At 44.2% G+C, this 19,618-nt stretch carries 18 protein-coding genes; 7 read left to right on the top strand and 11 right to left on the bottom strand.

From position 1 onward, the window contains the following. Nucleotides 1-131 precede the first annotated feature (131 nt). The gene (locus C170_RS04610) at nt 132-1,052 is read left to right on the top strand and encodes an ABC transporter permease (protein ID WP_036607062.1); all 921 of its coding nucleotides are present in this window, start codon (nt 132-134) and stop codon (nt 1,050-1,052) included. A 132-nt stretch (nt 1,053-1,184) separates the two neighbouring features. Then, the gene (locus tag C170_RS04605; RefSeq protein WP_036606808.1) at nt 1,185-2,063 is read left to right on the top strand and encodes a carbohydrate ABC transporter permease; all 879 of its coding nucleotides are present in this window, start codon (nt 1,185-1,187) and stop codon (nt 2,061-2,063) included. Nucleotides 2,064-2,108: 45 nt separating this feature from the next. On the opposite strand, the gene C170_RS04600 is transcribed toward C170_RS04605, so the two are convergent. The 6 genes from C170_RS04600 to C170_RS04580 form a co-directional block, all read right to left on the bottom strand. Next, nucleotides 2,109-2,300, bottom strand: coding sequence for an aspartyl-phosphate phosphatase Spo0E family protein (locus tag C170_RS04600; protein ID WP_036606805.1), 192 nt, complete (start codon nt 2,298-2,300; stop codon nt 2,109-2,111). A gap of 248 nt (nt 2,301-2,548) precedes the next feature. After that, nucleotides 2,549-3,571 (bottom strand): hypothetical protein, encoded by a 1,023-nt coding sequence (locus tag C170_RS04595; RefSeq protein ID WP_162158953.1) that lies wholly within the window; start codon nt 3,569-3,571, stop codon nt 2,549-2,551. Nucleotides 3,572-3,595: 24 nt separating this feature from the next. Beyond that, on the bottom strand, nt 3,596-4,594 hold the full coding sequence (locus C170_RS04590) for a hypothetical protein (protein ID WP_036606800.1): 999 nt from the start codon (nt 4,592-4,594) through the stop codon (nt 3,596-3,598). 28 nt (nt 4,595-4,622) lie between these two features. Then, on the bottom strand, nt 4,623-5,543 hold the full coding sequence (locus C170_RS04585; protein ID WP_036606797.1) for a helix-turn-helix transcriptional regulator: 921 nt from the start codon (nt 5,541-5,543) through the stop codon (nt 4,623-4,625). Nucleotides 5,544-5,626: 83 nt separating this feature from the next. Then, nucleotides 5,627-5,815 carry a hypothetical protein gene (locus C170_RS31270; protein ID WP_074096524.1) on the bottom strand — a complete coding sequence of 63 codons (189 nt, stop codon included), beginning with the start codon at nt 5,813-5,815 and terminating at the stop codon, nt 5,627-5,629. A gap of 142 nt (nt 5,816-5,957) precedes the next feature. Continuing rightward, nucleotides 5,958-6,281, bottom strand: a complete 324-nt coding sequence (locus tag C170_RS04580; protein WP_036606795.1) for an ArsR/SmtB family transcription factor — start codon at nt 6,279-6,281, stop codon at nt 5,958-5,960. A gap of 206 nt (nt 6,282-6,487) precedes the next feature. Here C170_RS04580 and C170_RS04575 point away from each other — a divergent pair, with 206 nt between their 5' ends. After that, nucleotides 6,488-7,867, top strand: coding sequence for an MFS transporter (locus C170_RS04575; RefSeq protein ID WP_051447014.1), 1,380 nt, complete (start codon nt 6,488-6,490; stop codon nt 7,865-7,867). 195 nt (nt 7,868-8,062) lie between these two features. Here the strand turns inward: C170_RS04575 and C170_RS04570 are convergent, their stop codons facing one another. The 3 genes from C170_RS04570 to C170_RS04560 form a co-directional block, all read right to left on the bottom strand. Then, nucleotides 8,063-8,512, bottom strand: a complete 450-nt coding sequence (locus tag C170_RS04570; RefSeq protein ID WP_036606792.1) for a nuclear transport factor 2 family protein — start codon at nt 8,510-8,512, stop codon at nt 8,063-8,065. A 165-nt stretch (nt 8,513-8,677) separates the two neighbouring features. After that, on the bottom strand, nt 8,678-9,085 hold the full coding sequence (locus C170_RS04565) for an RrF2 family transcriptional regulator (protein ID WP_036606791.1): 408 nt from the start codon (nt 9,083-9,085) through the stop codon (nt 8,678-8,680). 106 nt (nt 9,086-9,191) lie between these two features. Further along, the gene (locus C170_RS04560; RefSeq protein WP_036606789.1) at nt 9,192-10,031 is read right to left on the bottom strand and encodes a helix-turn-helix transcriptional regulator; all 840 of its coding nucleotides are present in this window, start codon (nt 10,029-10,031) and stop codon (nt 9,192-9,194) included. Nucleotides 10,032-10,149: 118 nt separating this feature from the next. Here C170_RS04560 and C170_RS04555 point away from each other — a divergent pair, with 118 nt between their 5' ends. Together C170_RS04555 and C170_RS04550 are read left to right on the top strand one after the other, a co-directional pair. Then, nucleotides 10,150-11,154 (top strand): Gfo/Idh/MocA family protein, encoded by a 1,005-nt coding sequence (locus C170_RS04555; protein ID WP_036606787.1) that lies wholly within the window; start codon nt 10,150-10,152, stop codon nt 11,152-11,154. A 20-nt stretch (nt 11,155-11,174) separates the two neighbouring features. Continuing rightward, nucleotides 11,175-12,122 (top strand): aldo/keto reductase, encoded by a 948-nt coding sequence (locus C170_RS04550; RefSeq protein WP_036606785.1) that lies wholly within the window; start codon nt 11,175-11,177, stop codon nt 12,120-12,122. Between the two features lie 271 nt (nt 12,123-12,393). Here C170_RS04550 and C170_RS04545 read toward each other — a convergent pair whose 3' ends face one another. After that, the gene (locus tag C170_RS04545) at nt 12,394-13,413 is read right to left on the bottom strand and encodes a Gfo/Idh/MocA family protein (protein WP_036606783.1); all 1,020 of its coding nucleotides are present in this window, start codon (nt 13,411-13,413) and stop codon (nt 12,394-12,396) included. Nucleotides 13,414-13,468: 55 nt separating this feature from the next. Then, a complete protein-coding gene (locus tag C170_RS04540) occupies nt 13,469-14,245 on the bottom strand; it encodes a sugar phosphate isomerase/epimerase family protein (protein WP_036606781.1) in 777 nt (258 codons plus the stop codon). Nucleotides 14,246-14,620: 375 nt separating this feature from the next. Between C170_RS04540 and C170_RS04535 the strand changes: the two genes are divergently transcribed. Further along, entirely contained in the window at nt 14,621-15,448 is an 828-nt protein-coding gene (locus C170_RS04535) for a helix-turn-helix domain-containing protein (RefSeq protein ID WP_036606779.1), read from the top strand. Nucleotides 15,449-15,644: 196 nt separating this feature from the next. Beyond that, nucleotides 15,645-19,556, top strand: a complete 3,912-nt coding sequence (locus C170_RS04530; RefSeq protein WP_036606776.1) for a reverse transcriptase domain-containing protein — start codon at nt 15,645-15,647, stop codon at nt 19,554-19,556. The last annotated feature ends 62 nt before the right edge of the window (nt 19,557-19,618 follow it).

Raw genomic sequence — 19,618 nt, 5'->3', positions numbered from 1 at the left:
CCGTTGCTATAATTCAGTTGCTCCACTCTGTACAGAGGCTTATTCGCCTCACTTTCAGGGCTGGACGAGATAAAGGAGGGACCCTGATGGCTATGGAACAACCGTTAACAACCAATACGCCGGTGCGAAAAATGTCACCCCATCCACGCAAACGTACCCGCTGGAATTTCAAACGCACGTGGCCGCTGCATCTGATGCTGCTGCCTGCTGTACTGCTCACATTACTGTTCGCCTATGTGCCCATGGGCGGCATTATTATTGCTTTTCAAGACTTCAAACCGTGGCTGGGGTTCACTGGATCCAAATGGGTGGGCTGGGATAACTTCAGGTTCATGTTCGAATATCCCGACAGCGTTCAGGTCATCTGGAACACGGTATTGATTGCTTCGATGAAAATCGTGGCCGGACTTGTGGCCCCCGTGGTGTTTGCCATTTTGCTGAATGAGGTTCGGAACTCTACGTTCAAACGTTTCTCACAGACCTTGGTGTATCTGCCCCATTTCCTGTCCTGGGTTGTCCTGGGTGGAATTCTGCTCGACATGTTATCACCGGAAGGTGGGCTGGTAAACCAAGTGTTAGCGGCGGCTGGTGTTGAACCGATCTTCTTTCTGGGAGATGGCGACTGGTTCCGTGTAACGGTAGTTGTCAGTGATGTGTGGAAGGAGTTTGGATTCGGAACGATTGTATTTCTGGCAGCACTGGCGGGTATTAACCCGGCATTGTATGAGGCTTCGGAGGTGGATGGGGCAACACGGCTTAGACAGACATTACATATTACCCTGCCTGCACTCGTACCGATGATTATCGTGGTAGGTACGTTATCGCTGGGCAACATCCTGAATGCAGGTTTTGACCAGATCTTTAACCTGTACAATCCGCTGGTATATGAGAAAGGCGATATTATCGATACCTTTGTCTACCGGATGGGAATTCTGAATGGCAAAATGAGCTTTGCGACCGCTGTTGGACTATTCAAATCATTTGTCGCGATGTTCCTGGTCATCTCTGCGTACCGGATGGCGTACAAAATCGCCAATTACCGTATTTTTTAAGAAGCATTTTGCATAAATCCAGACAGCGACTTTCAATAAGAAAGATAGAGATCGAAATGGTTCAGTTCGTCTATATCTTGTACACGCGAGCGATTCAAATCGAATTATGCAAAATGCAGAGGAGGAATCAAGGTGTATCACAAAACAACCGGGTACCGTATATTCAATGGTTTCAACCTGATATTCATCGCGGCCGTCTCGATCCTGTGCATCCTGCCGCTCGTCCATATTCTGGCGGTTTCCTTCAGTGGTAAAGCGGCAGCATCCGCCAATCTGGTAACACTATGGCCGATTGATTTTACGGTGGACGCCTATACCAAAACATTTGGTAACAGTAACTTTATCAGCGCACTCTGGATTTCAGTCCAACGTACCGTTCTTGGCACACTGCTCAGTATGACACTTGTTTTCCTGACGGCTTATCCGTTATCCAAGGAGAGTCTGCACTTTAAAGGACGTTCGTTATATGCGTGGTTTTTCATCTTCACGATGCTGTTCAGCGGGGGATTGATTCCATCCTATATTTTGATCCAGAAGCTTGGATTGATGAATACGATGTGGGCTCTCATTTTGCCGGGAGCGGTGGCTGTCTGGAACCTGATTCTCATGATGAACTTTTTCCGCAACGTGCCAAAAGAGCTGGAAGAAGCCGCATTTATCGATGGAGCCAACCATATCACAACCCTGTTCAAAATCTATCTGCCTGTTTCCATGCCCGCCATTGCCACGATCTCCTTATTCACCATGGTAGGTCAATGGAATTCCTGGTTTGACGGTTTGATCTATATGAATGATGCTTCCAAATATCCACTCGCCACGTTAATGCAGACCATAATTGTACAGCAAGATTTCTCCAACATGAACGTGGATGCAACGCAGCTCCAGAACATGTCTCAACGTACGGTGAACGCGGCTCAGATCTTTATTGGGGCTCTGCCGATTCTGCTCGTATACCCGTTCTTGCAGCGTTTCTTCGTAAAGGGGATTGTGCTCGGGGCGGTAAAAGAGTAAGGCAAACACACGGAATCCCTTCTTGGAATTCTTTGTTCAGAAAGATCATGATTTCAGTTGATTCGAGATCGTTCTCCCGCGAGTTGCATTGTTATATTCATTAATTAACTCATCCAGCACCATGGATTGGCGAATAACCTCCGGATGCCATAGTTCCGGGTATTGAGCTGCAATCTGGTAGAGCCTTTGCCGTGCATGTTCGATACATTCCTGAATGGTTTCCGGATTATGTACCATACTCCCGCCCCCTGTTGTCCTTGAATATCATCATCCAAAAAAGACCATCTAATATAATATTCGGAACAAGAGGGGATTTGGATTACCCCAAAATTAAAATTTTGGTTATTTTTTCTTGTAAATGTTATTACTAGCGTGGATCACATGAGTTGAGGTGCATATATGTTCAATACAAATAAACCGGATCGGCTGCGGCCTATCCGGTTTTATTCCTGCTGAGTTTTTCAATTTTCTCTATCATGCTCCATTCATCTTAATCCAACATCCTTAAAACGATTGCCTATCGTCTCTGGAAAGGCACGTTTAATGGCATCAATAGCACGTTGTTCCGTAGCCCCTGCCTTCCGGATAAGCTCAATCACGCTTTGCACACATTCCGGTTCTCCCGAATCCCAGGAGATGGAGTTGTCTATTTCCTCAATGATCATTGTGTACAGGTTTGCGAGTAGCTCATACTCGTCTATGACCTGGTCCATTTGAATGGACAGATGCTTAAGTCCTGCAACATAAGAGGCAATATCCAATCTTGATTTGGCATAATAGCGAAGTACAGTTGCCGCTTGTTCTGCGTCATATGTTCCTGACTGCAAAGCAGCAGCAATAGCGGCATACGCAGCCGCCCCACAGGCATAATCTTGGGGCGGCAGCATATAGTCATGAGTTTCCCATTTGTACACGGCCTGGATTAACGATTCCTTGCAGACTTCCCATAAATCGATAGATGCACAGGCTTCCAGAATCTGATAATACCAGTAGGGTGTACTGTTCCTCCCAAACGAATCATAGGGCAGACGAATGATTTCATCACCTTGACTTTCACAGATGAATAAGACCCGTTCCACATCATCATATCCAGTAACAATGACAAATTGATCGTGCCAGAGAATCGCACCTACGCCCCGGTCAATGGAAGCTTTGATATCCAGCAGAGCCTGCTTCTGATAGAGCGGAAAAGTCGGTTCAAATGAAAATCCACCATGTTGTCCCGTTGTCACACCAATGAAGTCTGCTGCGACAAAGTTCTCTGCCATCCAATTGTATGCGGAGATTGACTCTGACGTCAGACGCCGATCCACCACTAATCGGAATGCACTTGCTGTCATACCTGCAATCATGTGGTGTGGGAAAACCGTCCACTGTTTATGTAATAAAATGCGAAACAACGCATCTGTATATGCGCTCACACCGCTCCATGATCTATATTCATCAGCAAAACTCGCAGCTTGCGGGGATTGAATCCAGTCCTGCAATACTACTTTTGTCGCCATCATCCTTCACTCCCTTCCCCTCTCATCCTATCGTGCGGAATGCGCTCCCCACCGTGGTATAGTGGACCTTTTACGGTCAGGATACTTCCTGGATATCACTCGAAAATAATCAATGGCCTGCTCTTCCAGTGCTTTCGCCTTCACGAGTACCTGTGCTAGATCTTCTGTGGTGTCTGGTCGCAAGACACGTCTATTCTCCTGCTGAACCATATATCCTTTCATTTGGTCAATTAACGTCCCAAGCTGTTCATAACATGCACAAGCCTGATCCAGTTCGTTCCATATCCCTCGAACACCCTGCAAATACATCCTTATTTCGGTTCGCGAATGGCAGAAGGATTCCAAAATATAACCTGCACCGGTTTCATCGAAATCCCCACTCCGCAGGGCCTCCACCCACACATCATATGCCTTTCTACCTGAAGCAATATTCTGATCAGGTAACAGACGATAGGGAATATCCCAATCCTCAATCGCCAGTCGCAGGGATTCCAGCAGCATCTGCTGTTCAGGGATGCGGACCTGATCACCAAACACCTGACAATACCAAAATCCGGAAAAGTTCAAGCCGAAATTATCATATAGCAAAATCTGCGGTTCCTTGCTCCATCCGTCTTGCACATAAAAGATGCGGTCACTGTCATCATATCCATGAATAACACCGAACTCAGGAATCCAGTAAATCACACCAGTGCCTTCATCAATACTCCGTCTCACCCAATTCACTGCATCCTGCTGATAATAACCGAACGTGGAATGACGTGTACGTCCCCCATCCCAGATCGTGAATATCCCCAGGTTATCAACTCCGGGACGATGTGCTTCCCCCCATTGTCCATACGCTGTAACCGACATGGGAAGTAGTCTGCGATGTACCGACAGCTTGAAAGCCATGCCCGTATATCCGGCAAGTACAACCTTGGAACCTTGAAACTGGCCTGTATGGGTTAGTATCGCATGCAGACTATCCACGTACGATTTGGACTCCCGCTTCATGATGAGGTTATCTAAAATGTTCTCAGCCAAGGATGGATCTTCTCCTCTCTACACTGGTTTATTCCACGTTTTTCTTACCTTGTATCGCGAGCCTGGCAATTAATCCTTCTGCGCTTTGCTGAAGCTTGCGTCTAAGCCACCCAGGAGACAAAAGTTCCTCCCATTCACTAACAAACAAATGCTGTAAGAAAGCGTCCATGTCATAAAATTCAATTGAATAAATCTGATCTTGCCTAGCCCGAATACGATACCCTTCCCATAGGTCCATTTGCTGCAATTCCTTCAAGCGAATCTCAGCTACAAACGGTTTACGCACAGGCAGTGTTTCTTCCCATCCACCTAGGAGAGCATCTGACTTGTACTCAAATCTCTCATTCAAGATCGATACATGAACAATGCCCTCCAAGCGAATGGCCACTTGCTGTACAGGGTCTGCTTCATAACCCACCACGTAATCGGCGTTAAACTGGGATATCATCTTTAATGGACACAAGGAAAACTGCCGTTCTCCATCGTGATCCCTGTAATGAATATGTACTCTGCGCAAGTCAGTTATGGCATGGGACAACAATTCAAAGAATTGCAGTTGCTTCGGTTGCGCCGAAAACACTGGGAGCTCACTACTTCCCATCTGTTGTTCCTCCAACGTAAAACGCTCCAGCAAATGCGCTACACGTTTCACCGCGTCCGATTGATCATAATCGTAATGCCGGTAACGATGCGCCAGATATTTCAGCACACGCTGCTCTTCTTCGGTCATATACAAATGGGGCAATCGAAAAGTCTGATCCTCATAACAATAGCCCCGATATTTCGCCATATACACCAAAGGGGCTCTCAAGGAACTTGCCATATATTCAATATCACGCTGAGCCTGACGACGGGAGATTTCAAATTCACGGGCAAGCCAGCTGCTATTCGGAAAACGTCCACCCCGAATCTGTTCGTCAAACCAGTGAATCCGATGCATGTTACTCATCTTCCCGCCCCCATCTCATCCATTCTTAATATATTCGATTATATCAAAAGACATGGCCCGTTCCGAAGAACAGGCCAGTTATGTTATACATGTGCCTTATCCACTCTGGATTGCACGGCTTTGAAGCATTTCTTGCATACTTTCAGACTTGTACCGTCTGTTTTTGTTTGCGTATACAACAATTTAATTCGGGTACTGCTGCACACCGGGCATGTTCCCCGGCCCCTGGAAGGAAGACTCCACAAAACGCGTCCTCTTTTGGTTTTTGCCAATGGTTGTGAACCTCTTTTCGATATGGTTTGTGTGTTCACCGTTATTATATAGGGCATGGTACGACACAGAATGTCGCATCAGTATTAGAAGTATTTCAAAAAATAAAAATGTCCCCTCTTCGACCTGAAGAAAGGACAACATTTAGGAAGGATCTGTGCTCGACTGAGCTGCGGCCTGCAATAACGGTTGCAGGAGTCCTGGAAAGCGCGTTTCCAAATCATCGGATCGCAGGGTGAGAAAATGCTGTGTACCCTGCACTCTGACCCGAATGACTCCAGCTTCTCGCAGGGTACGAATGTGATGCGACATCGTTGACTTCACAACAGGTGCATGAAAATGACTGCACGGCTGTTCTCCGCTTCTCGCTGCTTCCGCAACAATCCCAAGACGGGTCGGGTCGCTTAACGCATACAATACGGAGGAAAGTTCAATATCTGACACCTGTGGATGATGTAAAATCTTCATACTGTAGTCCCCTTTTCTCAGACTATCCATTGTATTTTAACACAGATCCATGATATATTTCTAATGTTCGACACCAATCGAACTTTAATGATTTCGTTATGTAACCCCTGCTGTCAGGCACGGGATTGACATCATACTACATTTTGCAAATGTTACACACCGTTTCTGAAATGTTGCGAAATACACATCACTCCAGGAGGTTTTTTATGAACAACACCGCAACCGCATCATCAGGGGAACGGACCGGAATACAGGAAGGATTAATTGTAAGCTTGCTTGGCTTCACCGTTGTACTCGTTGTTATGAATACAATGATGTTTAATCTAGCCCTGCCCAAAATTGCAGCCGAATTTATGCTTACATCCGTCGCTTCCTCATGGATTGTTACAGGGTATTCCATTGTATTTGCCATTTCCTCGATTACGTTCTCACGTCTATCGGATTTCATACCTATTCGTACATTATTCACAACCGGGCTTACGTTACTTGGCGCGGCATCCGTTCTCGGGTTCTTCAGTAATCATTTCATCATTTTGCTCATTGCACGTCTGATCCAGGCTGCGGGTGCTGCATCGGTTCCGGGGCTTGCCATTGTACTGATTACCCGGTACATTCCACATGATCGCCGGGGTAAATCGATGGCTGTCATCATGTCCGCCAGTTCACTGGGTCTTGGACTCGGTCCCGTCATCGGCGGAAGTATTACACAATTTTTGGGATGGCATGATCTGTTTATCGTTACAGGATTAACGTTATTCTTGATTCCTGTATTTTTCAAACTGCTTCCGCGGGAAACACCGCAAAAAGGTTCATTTGACCTGCTGGGTGCCGTGCTTCTCGCCATCGGTACTACGGGTGTGCTGTTATTCCTGACTTCCCGTCAGTGGTTCACGCTTGTCATCGGTGCTGCGGCACTGCTTCTGTTCTGGCTCCGAATTCGGCGCGCGGCAGATCCGTTTGTTCAACCTGCTTTGTTTAAAGACAAAAAATATATGATGCTCAGCTCGCTGGGGATTGTATCGTACATTAATAACTTCTCAACGTTGTTCCTGTTACCTCAAATTTTGGCGCATCTATATGGACTGACCCCTGCTCAATCGGGACTCGTCATCTTCCCTGGTGCAGTCGTGTCCATGCTGCTGTCCAACCGGATCGGCCGTATGATTGACCGACATGGCAATACGTTGCTGCTGAAGTTTGCACCATGGCTACTACTGGCAGCTGCCGGGTTATTCGCCTTATTTGCAGACAATAACATCTACGCCATTATGGCCGTGTATGTCTTGCTCAGCGTAGGCTTCTCTTCCCTAACCACCAGCGTGTCCAATGAATTGTCTGGCAATCTGACTATGGATCAGGTGGGCGCAGGTATGGGGCTGTTCCAACTCAGTCAGTTCTTCAGCGGTGCTTTCAGTGTTGCTGTTACCGGCGTAGCATTAACGGCGATGCAAAACATGCCACTGTCCTCAGCGTATACCAATATTTTCTGGGGCATGACTGTGGTCGCACTGGCATCCGTTATTTTCTCTCAGGTGTATCTGAGAATGCAGTCACGGAAAGTCACGGGAACAAGTCATCAGATTTAATATCATAACTAACCAAAAGAAGTCAGGAAGGGACCCTCGGGTTCTGAACCTGGCTTTTTTCTATCCCATTTTCTATGCATGTGTCAGCTGCCCTCTTCCACTAACACAAAAAAGCCCCAAGGATGCGTTCATCACGCTCCTCGGGGCTATTATTTTATGGTTGACCAACTTCTCTATTCTTCTAAACTGAGTATACTATTCAAACAGGTCCAAACTAAGACGTTTCAGACTTGTATGTTTGATGTACCACTGGCCGTCGATTTTGACAAAAGTTTCGTGGTAGTGCCCAAATCCGTGGAAGGATTTGTTCTCATTGCCCTCCGGGAACGTAACCCAATCTTCCATTGGGGAGATGACCTTTGCTTCGTTCTCAGATACAAATTCAACTTCGGCGCTATGAACATGATGCACGGTTACGGCAACATCCACCAGATCACGGAATACTTGTACGATCGTATCACGGCCTGTTAATACCGGAATTGGATTGCCTTCCGTGCTGAAATCGGCCACTGCATCCGGAGCAAACACATCACCCAAGGTATCCCACTGCTTCGTATCAATATAGCGGCAATAACGTGCCTTGGTGTTCCGAATGTTTTCCAGCGCGAGCAATTGTTCCAGTCCTGTGATCGTTGATTGGCTCATGTGTTGTCCCTCCAGAGATGTAAAATGTGATGTAAGATTAGGATCATGTATGTATGCATACTATACCTTCCTTATTGTACCATTCGACTTCTATTAGGCACAACGATACAAAAAAATCTTTCCTTACCTCTCACGAGGTTGGGGAAAGATCACTTCTAGTGCAAGTTACAGGGAATGTGCACCCTTCATCTGGGAAGCCAGTTCTGACATTTTTTTATTGTTCAAAAAACTTTCCATCTCTTCTTCCGCATGCACCATCACCTGCTGGATCAAACAGCCTGCGTTATGATTCTGGGAACATTCGAACAGGGACGCCTGACCTTCAATCGCATGAATGATCTCCAGGAAAGAAGGATCCGGATTTTTACGACTAAGCCGGTAACCACCATTGGCACCAGAAGTTGATTCGATCATGCCCGCCTTAACCAATTTGGTCAAAATTTTGGACAGATACGTTGGTGATACCTTCTGCAGTTCTGCAAGTTGGTGTACACTAACCAGCTGTTCAGGGGCAGTACTTACAAGATGAAGCATCGTATGCAAAGCATAATTTGTCGCTTTTGAATATTTCATGAGGGCACCTCATTATACACGGATTTAATTTATCCATAATAGACTTGATTGAGTTCTGTGTCAAACCACTATACCTCAAGCGCTGGCAACATCGACAAGAAACGGGTTAATTGTGATACAATCCGCGGTAATCCGTAGGTGTCATCCCCTCATGGGCCATGAACTGACGGTTAAAATAACTGGCATTGGGATACCCCGCTTCCTCCGCGATTTGTCCAATGTTGGCCGTAGGCCGTTCGAGTAACCATTGCTTCGCCATCTGTAGTCGTGAACGAGTGATAAATTCCATGGGCGTCATCTCCACAGCACTCTTGAACATTTTGCAAAAGTAATACGAACTCACACCTGCGAGATCCGCCCAGTCCTGTAACAGGAAAGGTTGACAGGCCTCCTGCTGCATCTGTGGAAGAAGTGCAAGAACCCGATTCTCCGCCTTACTTGTGGTACGTGTGCTCTTTAAAGGTACTGCATGCTGCACGAACTCGGCAAGTACGGCATAGGTCAGTGTGGATAGCTGAGCTGGACGCAGCATGGTGTTCTGTTCCGCTTCAGTGAGCAAGGCCAGATGAGCCTCTTCCCAAGAGCTGCGTTGCCGCAGTGTCCACAATAGATTGCGATGTAACCCCCGCTCGATCATATAATCATGCAGACGTTCACCGTAAAAATGAACCCATCGTACATCCCATGGATCATCTTCACTACTATAATAATGCTGCCGCTGTTGCGGGAAATAGAGAAACGCCTGACCTGCGCGAAGCTCATGTACCACCCCGTCCACTTCCACATATCCCTTGCCCGAAGCCACGTAGTGAATATTAAAGTTGTTCAGTGCGCCGGCCTCACGCAACACGGCATGCTGGACGTGGTCCATATAATGTCCAACGGACTCGGGATAACAAAAATATGGAATATCCTGCAGGGTAAGCAATACGGTTTGTCTCATCATAGCCGGTTCTCCTTGATCAACAATATTGTGTTAACTAACTTCAATATATTATCATTTTAATTCATTGATCTATTCTTTATAATCACAATATACATTCATAAACGGGAGGATACAACACATGAATTCAGTTCGAAAATTGCGTTGGGGCATTCTTGGTAGCGCTAGCATTGCTGTGGAATCCGTCATTCCAGGCCTGCAGCAATCCGAGTTAAATGAAGTAACCGCGATTGCCAGTCGAGACGAAGATAAAGCCAAACAGACGGCCGAGAAACTTGGGATCGACAAGGCTTATGGCAGTTATGAAGCTTTGCTCGCTGATGATTCCATTGATGCCGTATATATCCCACTGCCGAATCATCTTCATCGGGAATGGACGATCCGGGCTGCTGAAGCAGGCAAACATATTTTGTGCGAAAAACCACTGGCTCTGACAGAACAGGAAGCTCAGGAGATGGTTCAAGCTTGTGCAGATGCAGGTGTGCATCTGGCTGAAGCATTCATGTACCGCCATCATCCAAGATATGAGCAGATCCGAGATATCATTGCCAGCGGTGAGATTGGTGAGATTCGTGGTATGCACAGCACATTTTCATTTAATAACTCCAATGCATCCGGCAATGTCCGCTTTCGGCGGGATTGGGGCGGAGGTGCACTGTATGATATCGGATGTTATTCCATCAGTGTAGCACGTCTGCTGCTTGGTCGAGAACCAAGTGCAGCCACTGTTATTGGCATGTTCTCCCCACAGCATGATCAAGTCGATATGATGGCTTCCGGACTGCTGGAATTCGATAATCACATCGGCGTGACGTTTGACAGCAGCATGTGGGCAGCCTTCCGCAACACATTGGAGGTATTGGGATCCGACGGGATTATTGAAGTCCCTTCGGCATTTATCAGCGGACAGGACCGCAGTTCCAACTTCTATGTAACGGCTGGTGGTAAACGCAGAGAGATTGAAGTCCCGCAAGTGAACCACTACTCTCTACAGGGAGATGATATGGCACGTGCTGTACTTCAGGGCAAGGATCTGCGCTTCGCCCCTTCCGATGCGGTAGCTAATATGAAAGTACTGGAAGCTTGCCTTCGTTCAGCGGAAGAACGTACACGAATTACACTATAATTGAGAGGATGAACTGACTTATGGAATTTATCGAAATTGCTGGTACAGGTAAACGTGTCTCCAGATTGATTAAAGGAACCGATTATTTCGTGCATAATGCCTACGATAAAGCAGCTACGAACATGGATGCTTTTCTGTCGATTGGCGGTAACACTGTAGATACAGCACATATCTATTGTGGTGGACAGAGTGAAGAAGTCCTTGGTCGTTACATGAAGGAACGTGGTAACCGCGACCAGATCGTCATTCTCACCAAAGGCGCGCATCATGACCAGAATGGGCCACGTGTGAACGCTGATGCCATCCGCAGTGACTTGATGGAAAGTCTGGAGCGTCTTCAGACAGATCACGTAGAGATGTATGCCTTGCACCGCGATGATCCCAATACCCCTGTCAGTGTTATTCTTGAAGCACTGAACGAACATATTGAATCCGGCAAAATCGGCGCAATTGGCGCATCCAACTGGACCTGGCAGCGGCTCGAGGAAGCCAATGCATACGCTGCGGCAAATGGCCTGAAGGGCTTCACATTCAGCAGTCCAAATCTCAGTCTCGCCAAAGCAAACGAACCTTTCTGGGAAGGCTGTGTGTCAGCAGATGCAGAGACGCTGGCATGGCATGAGCAAACCAAACTACCATTGCTATCCTGGTCGTCCCAAGCACGTGGTTTCTTCACTGGAAGATTCACACCTGAAGTTCGGGATAACGAAGATCTGGTGCGTGTATTCTACAGTGATGATAACTGGGAACGGTTGCATCGGGCTGAACAATTGGCTAATTCCAAGAAAACAACACCAATCCAGATTGCACTTGCTTATGTATTGAATCAGACGTTCCCAACCTGTGCGCTGATCGGAGCCCAGAATCAGGCAGAACTGCTCTCCTGTGACGAAGGATCACGCATCACGCTTACTCCTGCTGAAATCGCATGGTTGGATCTGGGCAGTGATGTACCGGCTGGCATCTAAAGAGAGTTAAACATTCTATCATTCAATTTAATGACTCCAAGAGGCTGATATTCCGCGATAGCGTGAAATGTCAGTCTCTTTCTGTTCTGCACAAGCGATCAGATGCTTTAACCTTGTTGCACAAATTACCATATATACTGTTCACTTTCCCCCACTTGCCCGGGAACAAATAAAGAAGGACTTACCCCAGAACACTTCTCTGAAGATAAGTCCCTTATATCATAGATTAAGACATATAGAATGTTAGAAATTACACTGTCATTCGGTTGGATTACAGTTTAACGATCTGACCTGTTTTCTCGGATTCGAATGCTGCCAAGATCACTTGCAGAGAACGCAAGCCCTCTTCCCCTGAAATCGCTGGAGGTGTTTGAGTGACAATCGACTCTACAAATGCGTCAATTACACCACTTGGCACTTGTTTCTCGTTGGTAGCCATGGCACCAACTTTGTACGTCTCAACTGTACCATTGGTCAGCTCAATGATAACTTCGTCGCCTTCCACTGTTCCGATCTTCATAACACCATTCTCACACCACAGCACTGTACTGTTGTCTCCAGCTCTGTATTGTGTCCAGCTCGCTACGAGCGTTCCGATCGCTCCGCTCTTCATACGCAGCAAGCAAGTTGCGTTATCGTCAACTTTAGTGCCTTCCTTGTGCAGTGTGCTGATGAAACCAGCCACTTCAGATACTTCATCATTCAGCAGATAACGGATGAAGTCGGATTTGTGCACGCCCAGATCGCCCATTGCGCCCATAATCGCTTCTTCTTTACGGAAGAACCAGCTTTCAGCTCCGTCCACACTCCATCCTTCCGGACCCGGGTGACCAAACGATGTACGGAAATTCAGGACTTTACCGAGTTTGCCGGATTCGAGAATTTCTTTTGCTTTTACGTGAGGAGGCATCAAACGTTGGTTGTGTCCAACCATCAAATACACGCCATTTTTCTTGGCAGCTTCGATCATTTGCTCGCCTTCTTCAGTGGATACTGCCATTGGTTTCTCAACCAATACATGCTTGCCTGCATTTGCAGCAGCAATCGCCATTGGCGCATGCAGATAGTTTGGTGTACACACACTAACGGCATCCACTGTTTCGTTTGCAAGCAATTCTTCGTAACTGGAATACGCTTTACCGCCGTAAGTCTCGGCCATCTTCTCCGCACGCTCCACAACCGGATCGGCAAAAGCGACAAGTTCTACGTTCTCATTGGCAGCGTACTCTGGAATATGTCTGCGCTCGGCAATGGCTCCACAGCCGAATACAGCAACTTTAATTTTACTCATGTACATAAGTCTCCTTTGACAAATAGATTAGCATTTTTCATGGTTCGATGGTCCATTAGAATTGATTCAAGTAGTTTTCTTTCAACCAGTTGTAGCTATTGGATACGCTCTCAAGCGGAGGATTCTGACATACGTCTTGTTCCACGATCAGCCATTCCACGCCTGCATTCGTAGCGCCTTCAATAACAGCTGGCAGGTCAACCGAACCTTGTCCCAATTCCAGTGTTTTCATCTGGCCCTGTTCGTCTTTGCTGAAGTCCTTCAGATGAAGCAGCGGCAAGCGACCCGCATATTTATTAATATACTCGATCGGATTTTGTCCCGCAAATTGTACCCAACATACGTCCATTTCCACTTTTACCGCTTCCGGTGATGTTTGAGCGAACATGGCATCAAAGGCATTCGCATCGCCAACCTGGCCGTGGAATTCAAAGTCATGGTTATGGTAACCGAAGATCAATCCTTGTTTCGCTGCTTCAGCTCCATATTGTTGTAACTCAGCGAATAGCTTGGTCCAACCTTCTGCATTCTCAGGACGATCTTCTGGCATCAGGTAAGGACAAATGATATATTGTGCACCAATTGTTTTCAGGTAATCGATTTGTTTTTGCAAGTCTTCGCGCATCGCATGTAGTGAAACGTGACTGCTGAATCCTTTCAGTCCAAGTTCATCTAGTAGCGCTTTCATTTCCTCAGCTGGAATATCGCCATATCCGGCAAACTCCACACCTTCATATCCAAGGGCCGCTACCTTACGCAACGTACCACGAAAATCTGCTGCAGTTTCATCACGGAGTGTAAACAATTGCAAACCAATATTAAGTTTTTTCATGTAGGATACACCTCTGTTCTCAAATTTGCTTTCATTGCTCTATCTGGTATCATCCTAACGCAAAACAGGCTAGAATGAACATATACAATATAGTCAGAACATGAACTATCTGATCAAATTTTATTTCCATCATTTTGCATCAATTGAATGTAGCTAATTTCAACTGAAGATATTTACACTGGCACTCCGATGACAGAACAACCTTCCGATCGCTGTTATCCCCAGATTTTTTTGATTTCCTTTTCAAAAGGATAAAATCCGGAGATAAAGGCGAACACTTCGTTTCTTCAGGTTCTTTCTGTCCTCTCCGTTTTCGTGTAAATGTTAAGTTAAACTTATGATGTAAAAGGATGTACATATTGGGGGATTTTATCTTTGGATACGTTAGAGACATCTGTACTGATCTGTGACTACTCATACCACTATAAAGCGTTCACTCATAATATGAAGGGCGAGCTGCAAACCTATCTGTTCCGTCTGCAGACCGAAGGCTCGTGCAAAGTGTATGTACAGGATGAGGAATTCAGGATGACGAGCGGGGACTTGCTGCTCTTAAAGCCTGGTGACGACTACCATCTCGTTGTCGATGAACCACATAAGGAAGGACGTTTGTCCAGCGGAGATTATTATCTGTTCTGCGAGGGCAGCTGGATCGAGAACTGGTGGAAACGGCAGCATCGATCTACCGTGAGCCGAATTGGACTGGATGACAAACTCATCAGCCTGTGGAGAAATATGTTACTTGAGAAACGTCGCGGGCCTCTTGAGGAAAATGCGGAGCTAAAGGATGCGTTACTACGCGGATTATGTCTGTATATCGACCGGGCAATTAAAGAGAATATACAGACCGATCGGGCAGTTTCCTCTGCGCTGAAGTTAAAACGTTTCATTGAGGAGCATGCCACTGTTACGTTCAAGCTTGATGAAGCGGCTCGTTATGCGGGCCTCAGCCTGTCACGTGCAGTCCGTTTATTTAAGGAGCACTACAATAAGACCATGATTCAATATGCGATTGAGATCCGTTTGAATGCGGCATTGGAACGAATGAAATACAGTGAAATGACACTGGAGCATATTGCCGAATCCTGTGGTTTTGCAAGTTACTCCTATTTCCACCGGGTATTCCGGGCGCACTTCGGTGTGTCTCCGGCGGAGTATCGGGAAAGGGAACCTGAACCCATTGATGATTTGGAACATGTATAGTTGTGTTTATAATTTTTGATTATGTGCTTTTCAATCACTTTATTAATTTCTAACTACCTTCTCTTTCTTAAACCATTTTTATAGACTATTTTTCAATATAGTATAATGAAAATCAATCTGCATCTTTTTACAAATAAATAATTAATGTATATGAACAAATTTGTCTGCCTTTAACAAATAAACATGGAGGAATTATATGACAATCATTAATGAAAAGTACCTGGCCTTATCTCCACGGAAAGAATATTTAGTGGATCCTGTTATCTTAGCGCAAGCTTGGAAAAAATCTCACAGCTATATCAGGCGGCATAACTGGTATGCAGATGTGTTAGAACTTGATCTATCAACTATTACTTTGGAAAAAAATCTTAATCTTTGGGCAGAGCAACTAAAAACGGATGTGTACAAACCCGATAATTTAATGCTGGTACCTGCGCCCAAAACCTCTACTTGGGAGTTTCCTAAAGAAGGGAATGTTTACTGGAAACCTACAGATAAGACTTCAGATATAGATACTGAAGAGGACTTTAGTCTACGCCCGTTAGCACACATAGGAATTCGGGACCAATCCATTGCTACGGCAGCAATGTTGTGCTTGGCTGATGCAATTGAAACTCTACAGGGACCTACCGACGGTGATAATTTCGTCGAAGCACAAGAACAAAGCGTTTTTAGTTATGGAAATCGACTGCACTGTCACTGGGATTCTATGGACGGAAAAAACAAGGCAACATTTGGCTGGGGAAATTCTAAAAGTTATCGAATGTACTATGAAGACTATCAACAATTCTTAAAAAGGCCAAAATTTATGTGCCAATACTATAATTCAATAGCACAACCTAGTATGAAGCAGTATGTAATTACGCTTGATCTTAAGAAATTCTATGATCGAATAGACAGAACAGCCTTGATTAACGAAACAAAGCGGTTATACGAGGATTACGTTTCTAAATACCAAATTACTGATCTTTCTTTAAAAGATGACAATTCATTCTGGAAAAGTCTCAAGAACATATTCTCATGGAAATGGGATCCTGATGATAAAATGAAATCAATGGAAATATTTGAGATTGAGGATTTACCAGAAGGCTTGCCTCAGGGTCTTGTAGCTGGAGGATTTTTCTCAAATATATATATGATGAGATTCGATAAAAAAGTTGGTGAACTTTTACATAAAGAAATTAAAACTGAAAACTTATCAAACAAGATTAGAATCCGGGATTATTGTAGATATGTAGATGACATGCGTTTAGTTATTGAAGCAAGCGATGATATATTGCCTCAAGAACTCATAAGCGTAATTACTAAGGAAGTCGGCTTATGTCTACACACACATCTCAGTTCAATGAAAGTTACTAAACATAGTGATCCCCTGTGCATCAATGAAGACAAAACAAAAATTCAAAGCTATCAGGAGATATCTAGCCAAAATGAGTTGTCAGCTCGTATGAATATGCTTCAAAATGTAATCAGTGGTACTCCTGATATAGACTCAATTAGACAGATCATAAGTGATTTAGATAGTCTATTGCAACTTTCGGAACACCTTGATGAGAAGCAAAAAAACAATTTCAATAGTCTCGCTCTATCGAGAATCTCTGTATTAAACGTAGATGTCAACTCAGATACACTTAAACGTTTCGCTGCAAAGCGACTAGTTGATGCTCTGAGAACACAGAAAGGAATTAACATTCCTGAAGAAGATTTTGTGAATACATCGCAACAGACAAGTGGAAATGTTGCAAGTATTGATCATGATCTTGAGCTATATTCACGCAAATTGATTTCCATTTGGTCAAGGAATCCAGCTCTTTCCTCTTTACTTAAATTCGGACTAGATCTCTATCCCGATCCGTCTCTTTTAAGTTTAGTTATTGATGCTCTAGAATCTAAAATATTTATTCTTCCTTTTTCTTTTTTAATTAATATCAATGAAAAAAAACATAAATTTGCAATGGAATATGTAGCAGCGGATCTCCTCTGTTCAAGTGCAGTTTGGATAGGATATCGCCATAAACAGGACTATCCGCAAAATATAGATGTTCAAGCATTTCGCGAGACACTCGCTCTCTTTGCTCGAAAAATATTAAAAAATGCAACTCAATGCTCATGGTACCTAAACCAGCAGGCTGCACTATATCTAGCTTCCCTGGATCAACCATATGCATTTAAAAACTGGGAAAGCCTAAAAGCAATGGATCATTATGTTGTTCTTCATCAGTCTTTGCTCTATGAAACTATTGAACCTGTAGATATACAGAAAATTGAAGATCGACTTGTGACAAGTCTAGTCGTGCAACAACTCAAACCAAATGTGACTAGATTTGCACTTTGGATGTCTGAATTCTACAACTTATTGAGCGTAGATTTAAAAATCACAACATTAAAGTTGCTATCCATAAATCGACCAGATTTGGTGCGTGAAGTTTTCAAACATATTAAAATAGAAAAAGAGGTACTGTACGAAGCACCAGAGCTTTCTTCTATCGCTTACAGAGACAATATCAAAAAAGTACTGTCACAAAAATCAACAAATAAAACTAGTTATAACCTAGCAACTATTATCAGTAGTCCCGATAATCCTTTCCAACAGGAGAATGCACTACTAATTTTAATTGAAAAATTATTAGATCCTAGCTTCTACAATAGATTGAATTCTAAAAGCGGACTTTCACTTGAAGATGTACAAATTAAGTTCAAGCAATTTGATTCTATACAAAATCCGAGTATAAAGGATTCTTTTACTCTCACACTTTCCAGTAGTAGTAATTCTACACTTTCATTAGATCGTTTATATGATAAGCCTTGGGTAAAAGAAGAGTACTTTTGGCTCTATAATCTAGGAAGCATTATACGCTCTTGTATTACTGGAGAATATGACTTTACAACACACTCATATTTGATTAGACAAGATCATTCGATCTCCTACGGCTACAAAGGATTGAAATCAACATGGTTTACCCGACGTTTTGGTATGTCTGTGTTCGCTCAAGGTGTTTTCACAGAACCCTTACCCCTATCACCTTGGCTAAGTGAGCTCCTTCTTCGCATGCTTCAGTGGCCTGGCATTCATTATTTCGATAGACACCTTAAAAATTTTAGTGAAGCACCCACACGCGTTGAATTAATGAAGATTATAAAAGGTCGAAAAAAGACACAACAGCAGCTTTACGGTAAGCTATCAAATACTCCAGTTTATGTGTTACCAGTTATCAACAAAAAAAGAGAAGAAGATAATCAATTTAGGGCTGTTATTGTTCAATCTCTACTTCCTAACATGTCAGATTTCAATTTGAAAAACCCCATTTACTGGACACCTGAATTTAGAAGGAAACACCGTGGGCATATCGCTGATGTTTGCCATCTAGTAAATAAACATTTAGCTGCATGGCAAGCTGCATCATCAAATTCTGTCGTTAATAAACGAGAAGCTGCAAATGCTGTTGATCTCATTGTTTTTCCAGAACTTTCGGTTCACGCAGATGATATCGATTATCTAAAAAGATTATCAAGACAGACTAAAGCTAGTATATTCGCAGGTGTTTGCTTTCAAGAAAGAACTACAGATAAAGTATTGGTTAACCAAGCTATATGGATTCTATACTCTGACGATGACCCTGATGTTACCGTATGGCAAGGTAAAAAAAATATGACTGTTTATGAAGAGTCCATGGAGATTCAAGGACACCGCCCTTATCAGTTATTAGTAGAGTTTCAAAAATCAGGAAACAGAAGAATTCGAGTAGCAGGTGCCATCTGTTATGATTCTACTGACCTTGAGCAAGCCGCGGATCTTCGAGATATTTCTGATATGTATGTTATTTCTGCACTAAATCAAGATGTAGATACTTTTGATAACATGATTACAGCTTTAAACTATCATATGTACCAACCTGTCATTTTGGCTAATACAGGTGAGTTCGGTGGTTCCGCAGCTTATGCTCCTTTTAAAGGGCATGACAAGTTAATCGCACACGTTCATGGTGGTAATCAACTTGCAATTAGTATGTTTGATATTGATCCTACAATGTTTAAAAACAAATCAAAAGTCAAAGCAACAAGTGGAAAAAAAGTTAAAACTTCACCTGCGGGATTCGAAGGAAGATAGATTGACTGATTGATAATACTGGAGGGCCTCTCTTTCAACTATTTGGCTTAGTTCATCAGCCG

The organism is Paenibacillus sp. FSL H7-689, assembly GCF_000517905.1.
GTDB lineage: Bacteria > Bacillota > Bacilli > Paenibacillales > Paenibacillaceae > Paenibacillus > Paenibacillus amylolyticus.
Note: the sequence above shows the minus strand (reverse complement) of the source record. Positions and strands in the feature narration are given on the sequence as shown.

Coding starts and splice junctions, on each gene's coding strand:
- C170_RS04610 (WP_036607062.1), top strand. CDS start 132: ATGTCACCCCATCCACGCAAACGTACCCGCTGGAATTTCAAACGCACG.
- C170_RS04600 (WP_036606805.1), bottom strand. CDS start 2,300: ATGGTACATAATCCGGAAACCATTCAGGAATGTATCGAACATGCACGG.
- C170_RS04595 (WP_162158953.1), bottom strand. CDS start 3,571: ATGATGGCGACAAAAGTAGTATTGCAGGACTGGATTCAATCCCCGCAA.
- C170_RS04585 (WP_036606797.1), bottom strand. CDS start 5,543: ATGAGTAACATGCATCGGATTCACTGGTTTGACGAACAGATTCGGGGT.
- C170_RS04580 (WP_036606795.1), bottom strand. CDS start 6,281: ATGAAGATTTTACATCATCCACAGGTGTCAGATATTGAACTTTCCTCC.
- C170_RS04575 (WP_051447014.1), top strand. CDS start 6,488: ATGAACAACACCGCAACCGCATCATCAGGGGAACGGACCGGAATACAG.
- C170_RS04570 (WP_036606792.1), bottom strand. CDS start 8,512: ATGAGCCAATCAACGATCACAGGACTGGAACAATTGCTCGCGCTGGAA.
- C170_RS04565 (WP_036606791.1), bottom strand. CDS start 9,085: ATGAAATATTCAAAAGCGACAAATTATGCTTTGCATACGATGCTTCAT.
- C170_RS04560 (WP_036606789.1), bottom strand. CDS start 10,031: ATGATGAGACAAACCGTATTGCTTACCCTGCAGGATATTCCATATTTT.
- C170_RS04555 (WP_036606787.1), top strand. CDS start 10,150: ATGAATTCAGTTCGAAAATTGCGTTGGGGCATTCTTGGTAGCGCTAGC.
- C170_RS04550 (WP_036606785.1), top strand. CDS start 11,175: ATGGAATTTATCGAAATTGCTGGTACAGGTAAACGTGTCTCCAGATTG.
- C170_RS04545 (WP_036606783.1), bottom strand. CDS start 13,413: ATGAGTAAAATTAAAGTTGCTGTATTCGGCTGTGGAGCCATTGCCGAG.
- C170_RS04540 (WP_036606781.1), bottom strand. CDS start 14,245: ATGAAAAAACTTAATATTGGTTTGCAATTGTTTACACTCCGTGATGAA.
- C170_RS04530 (WP_036606776.1), top strand. CDS start 15,645: ATGACAATCATTAATGAAAAGTACCTGGCCTTATCTCCACGGAAAGAA.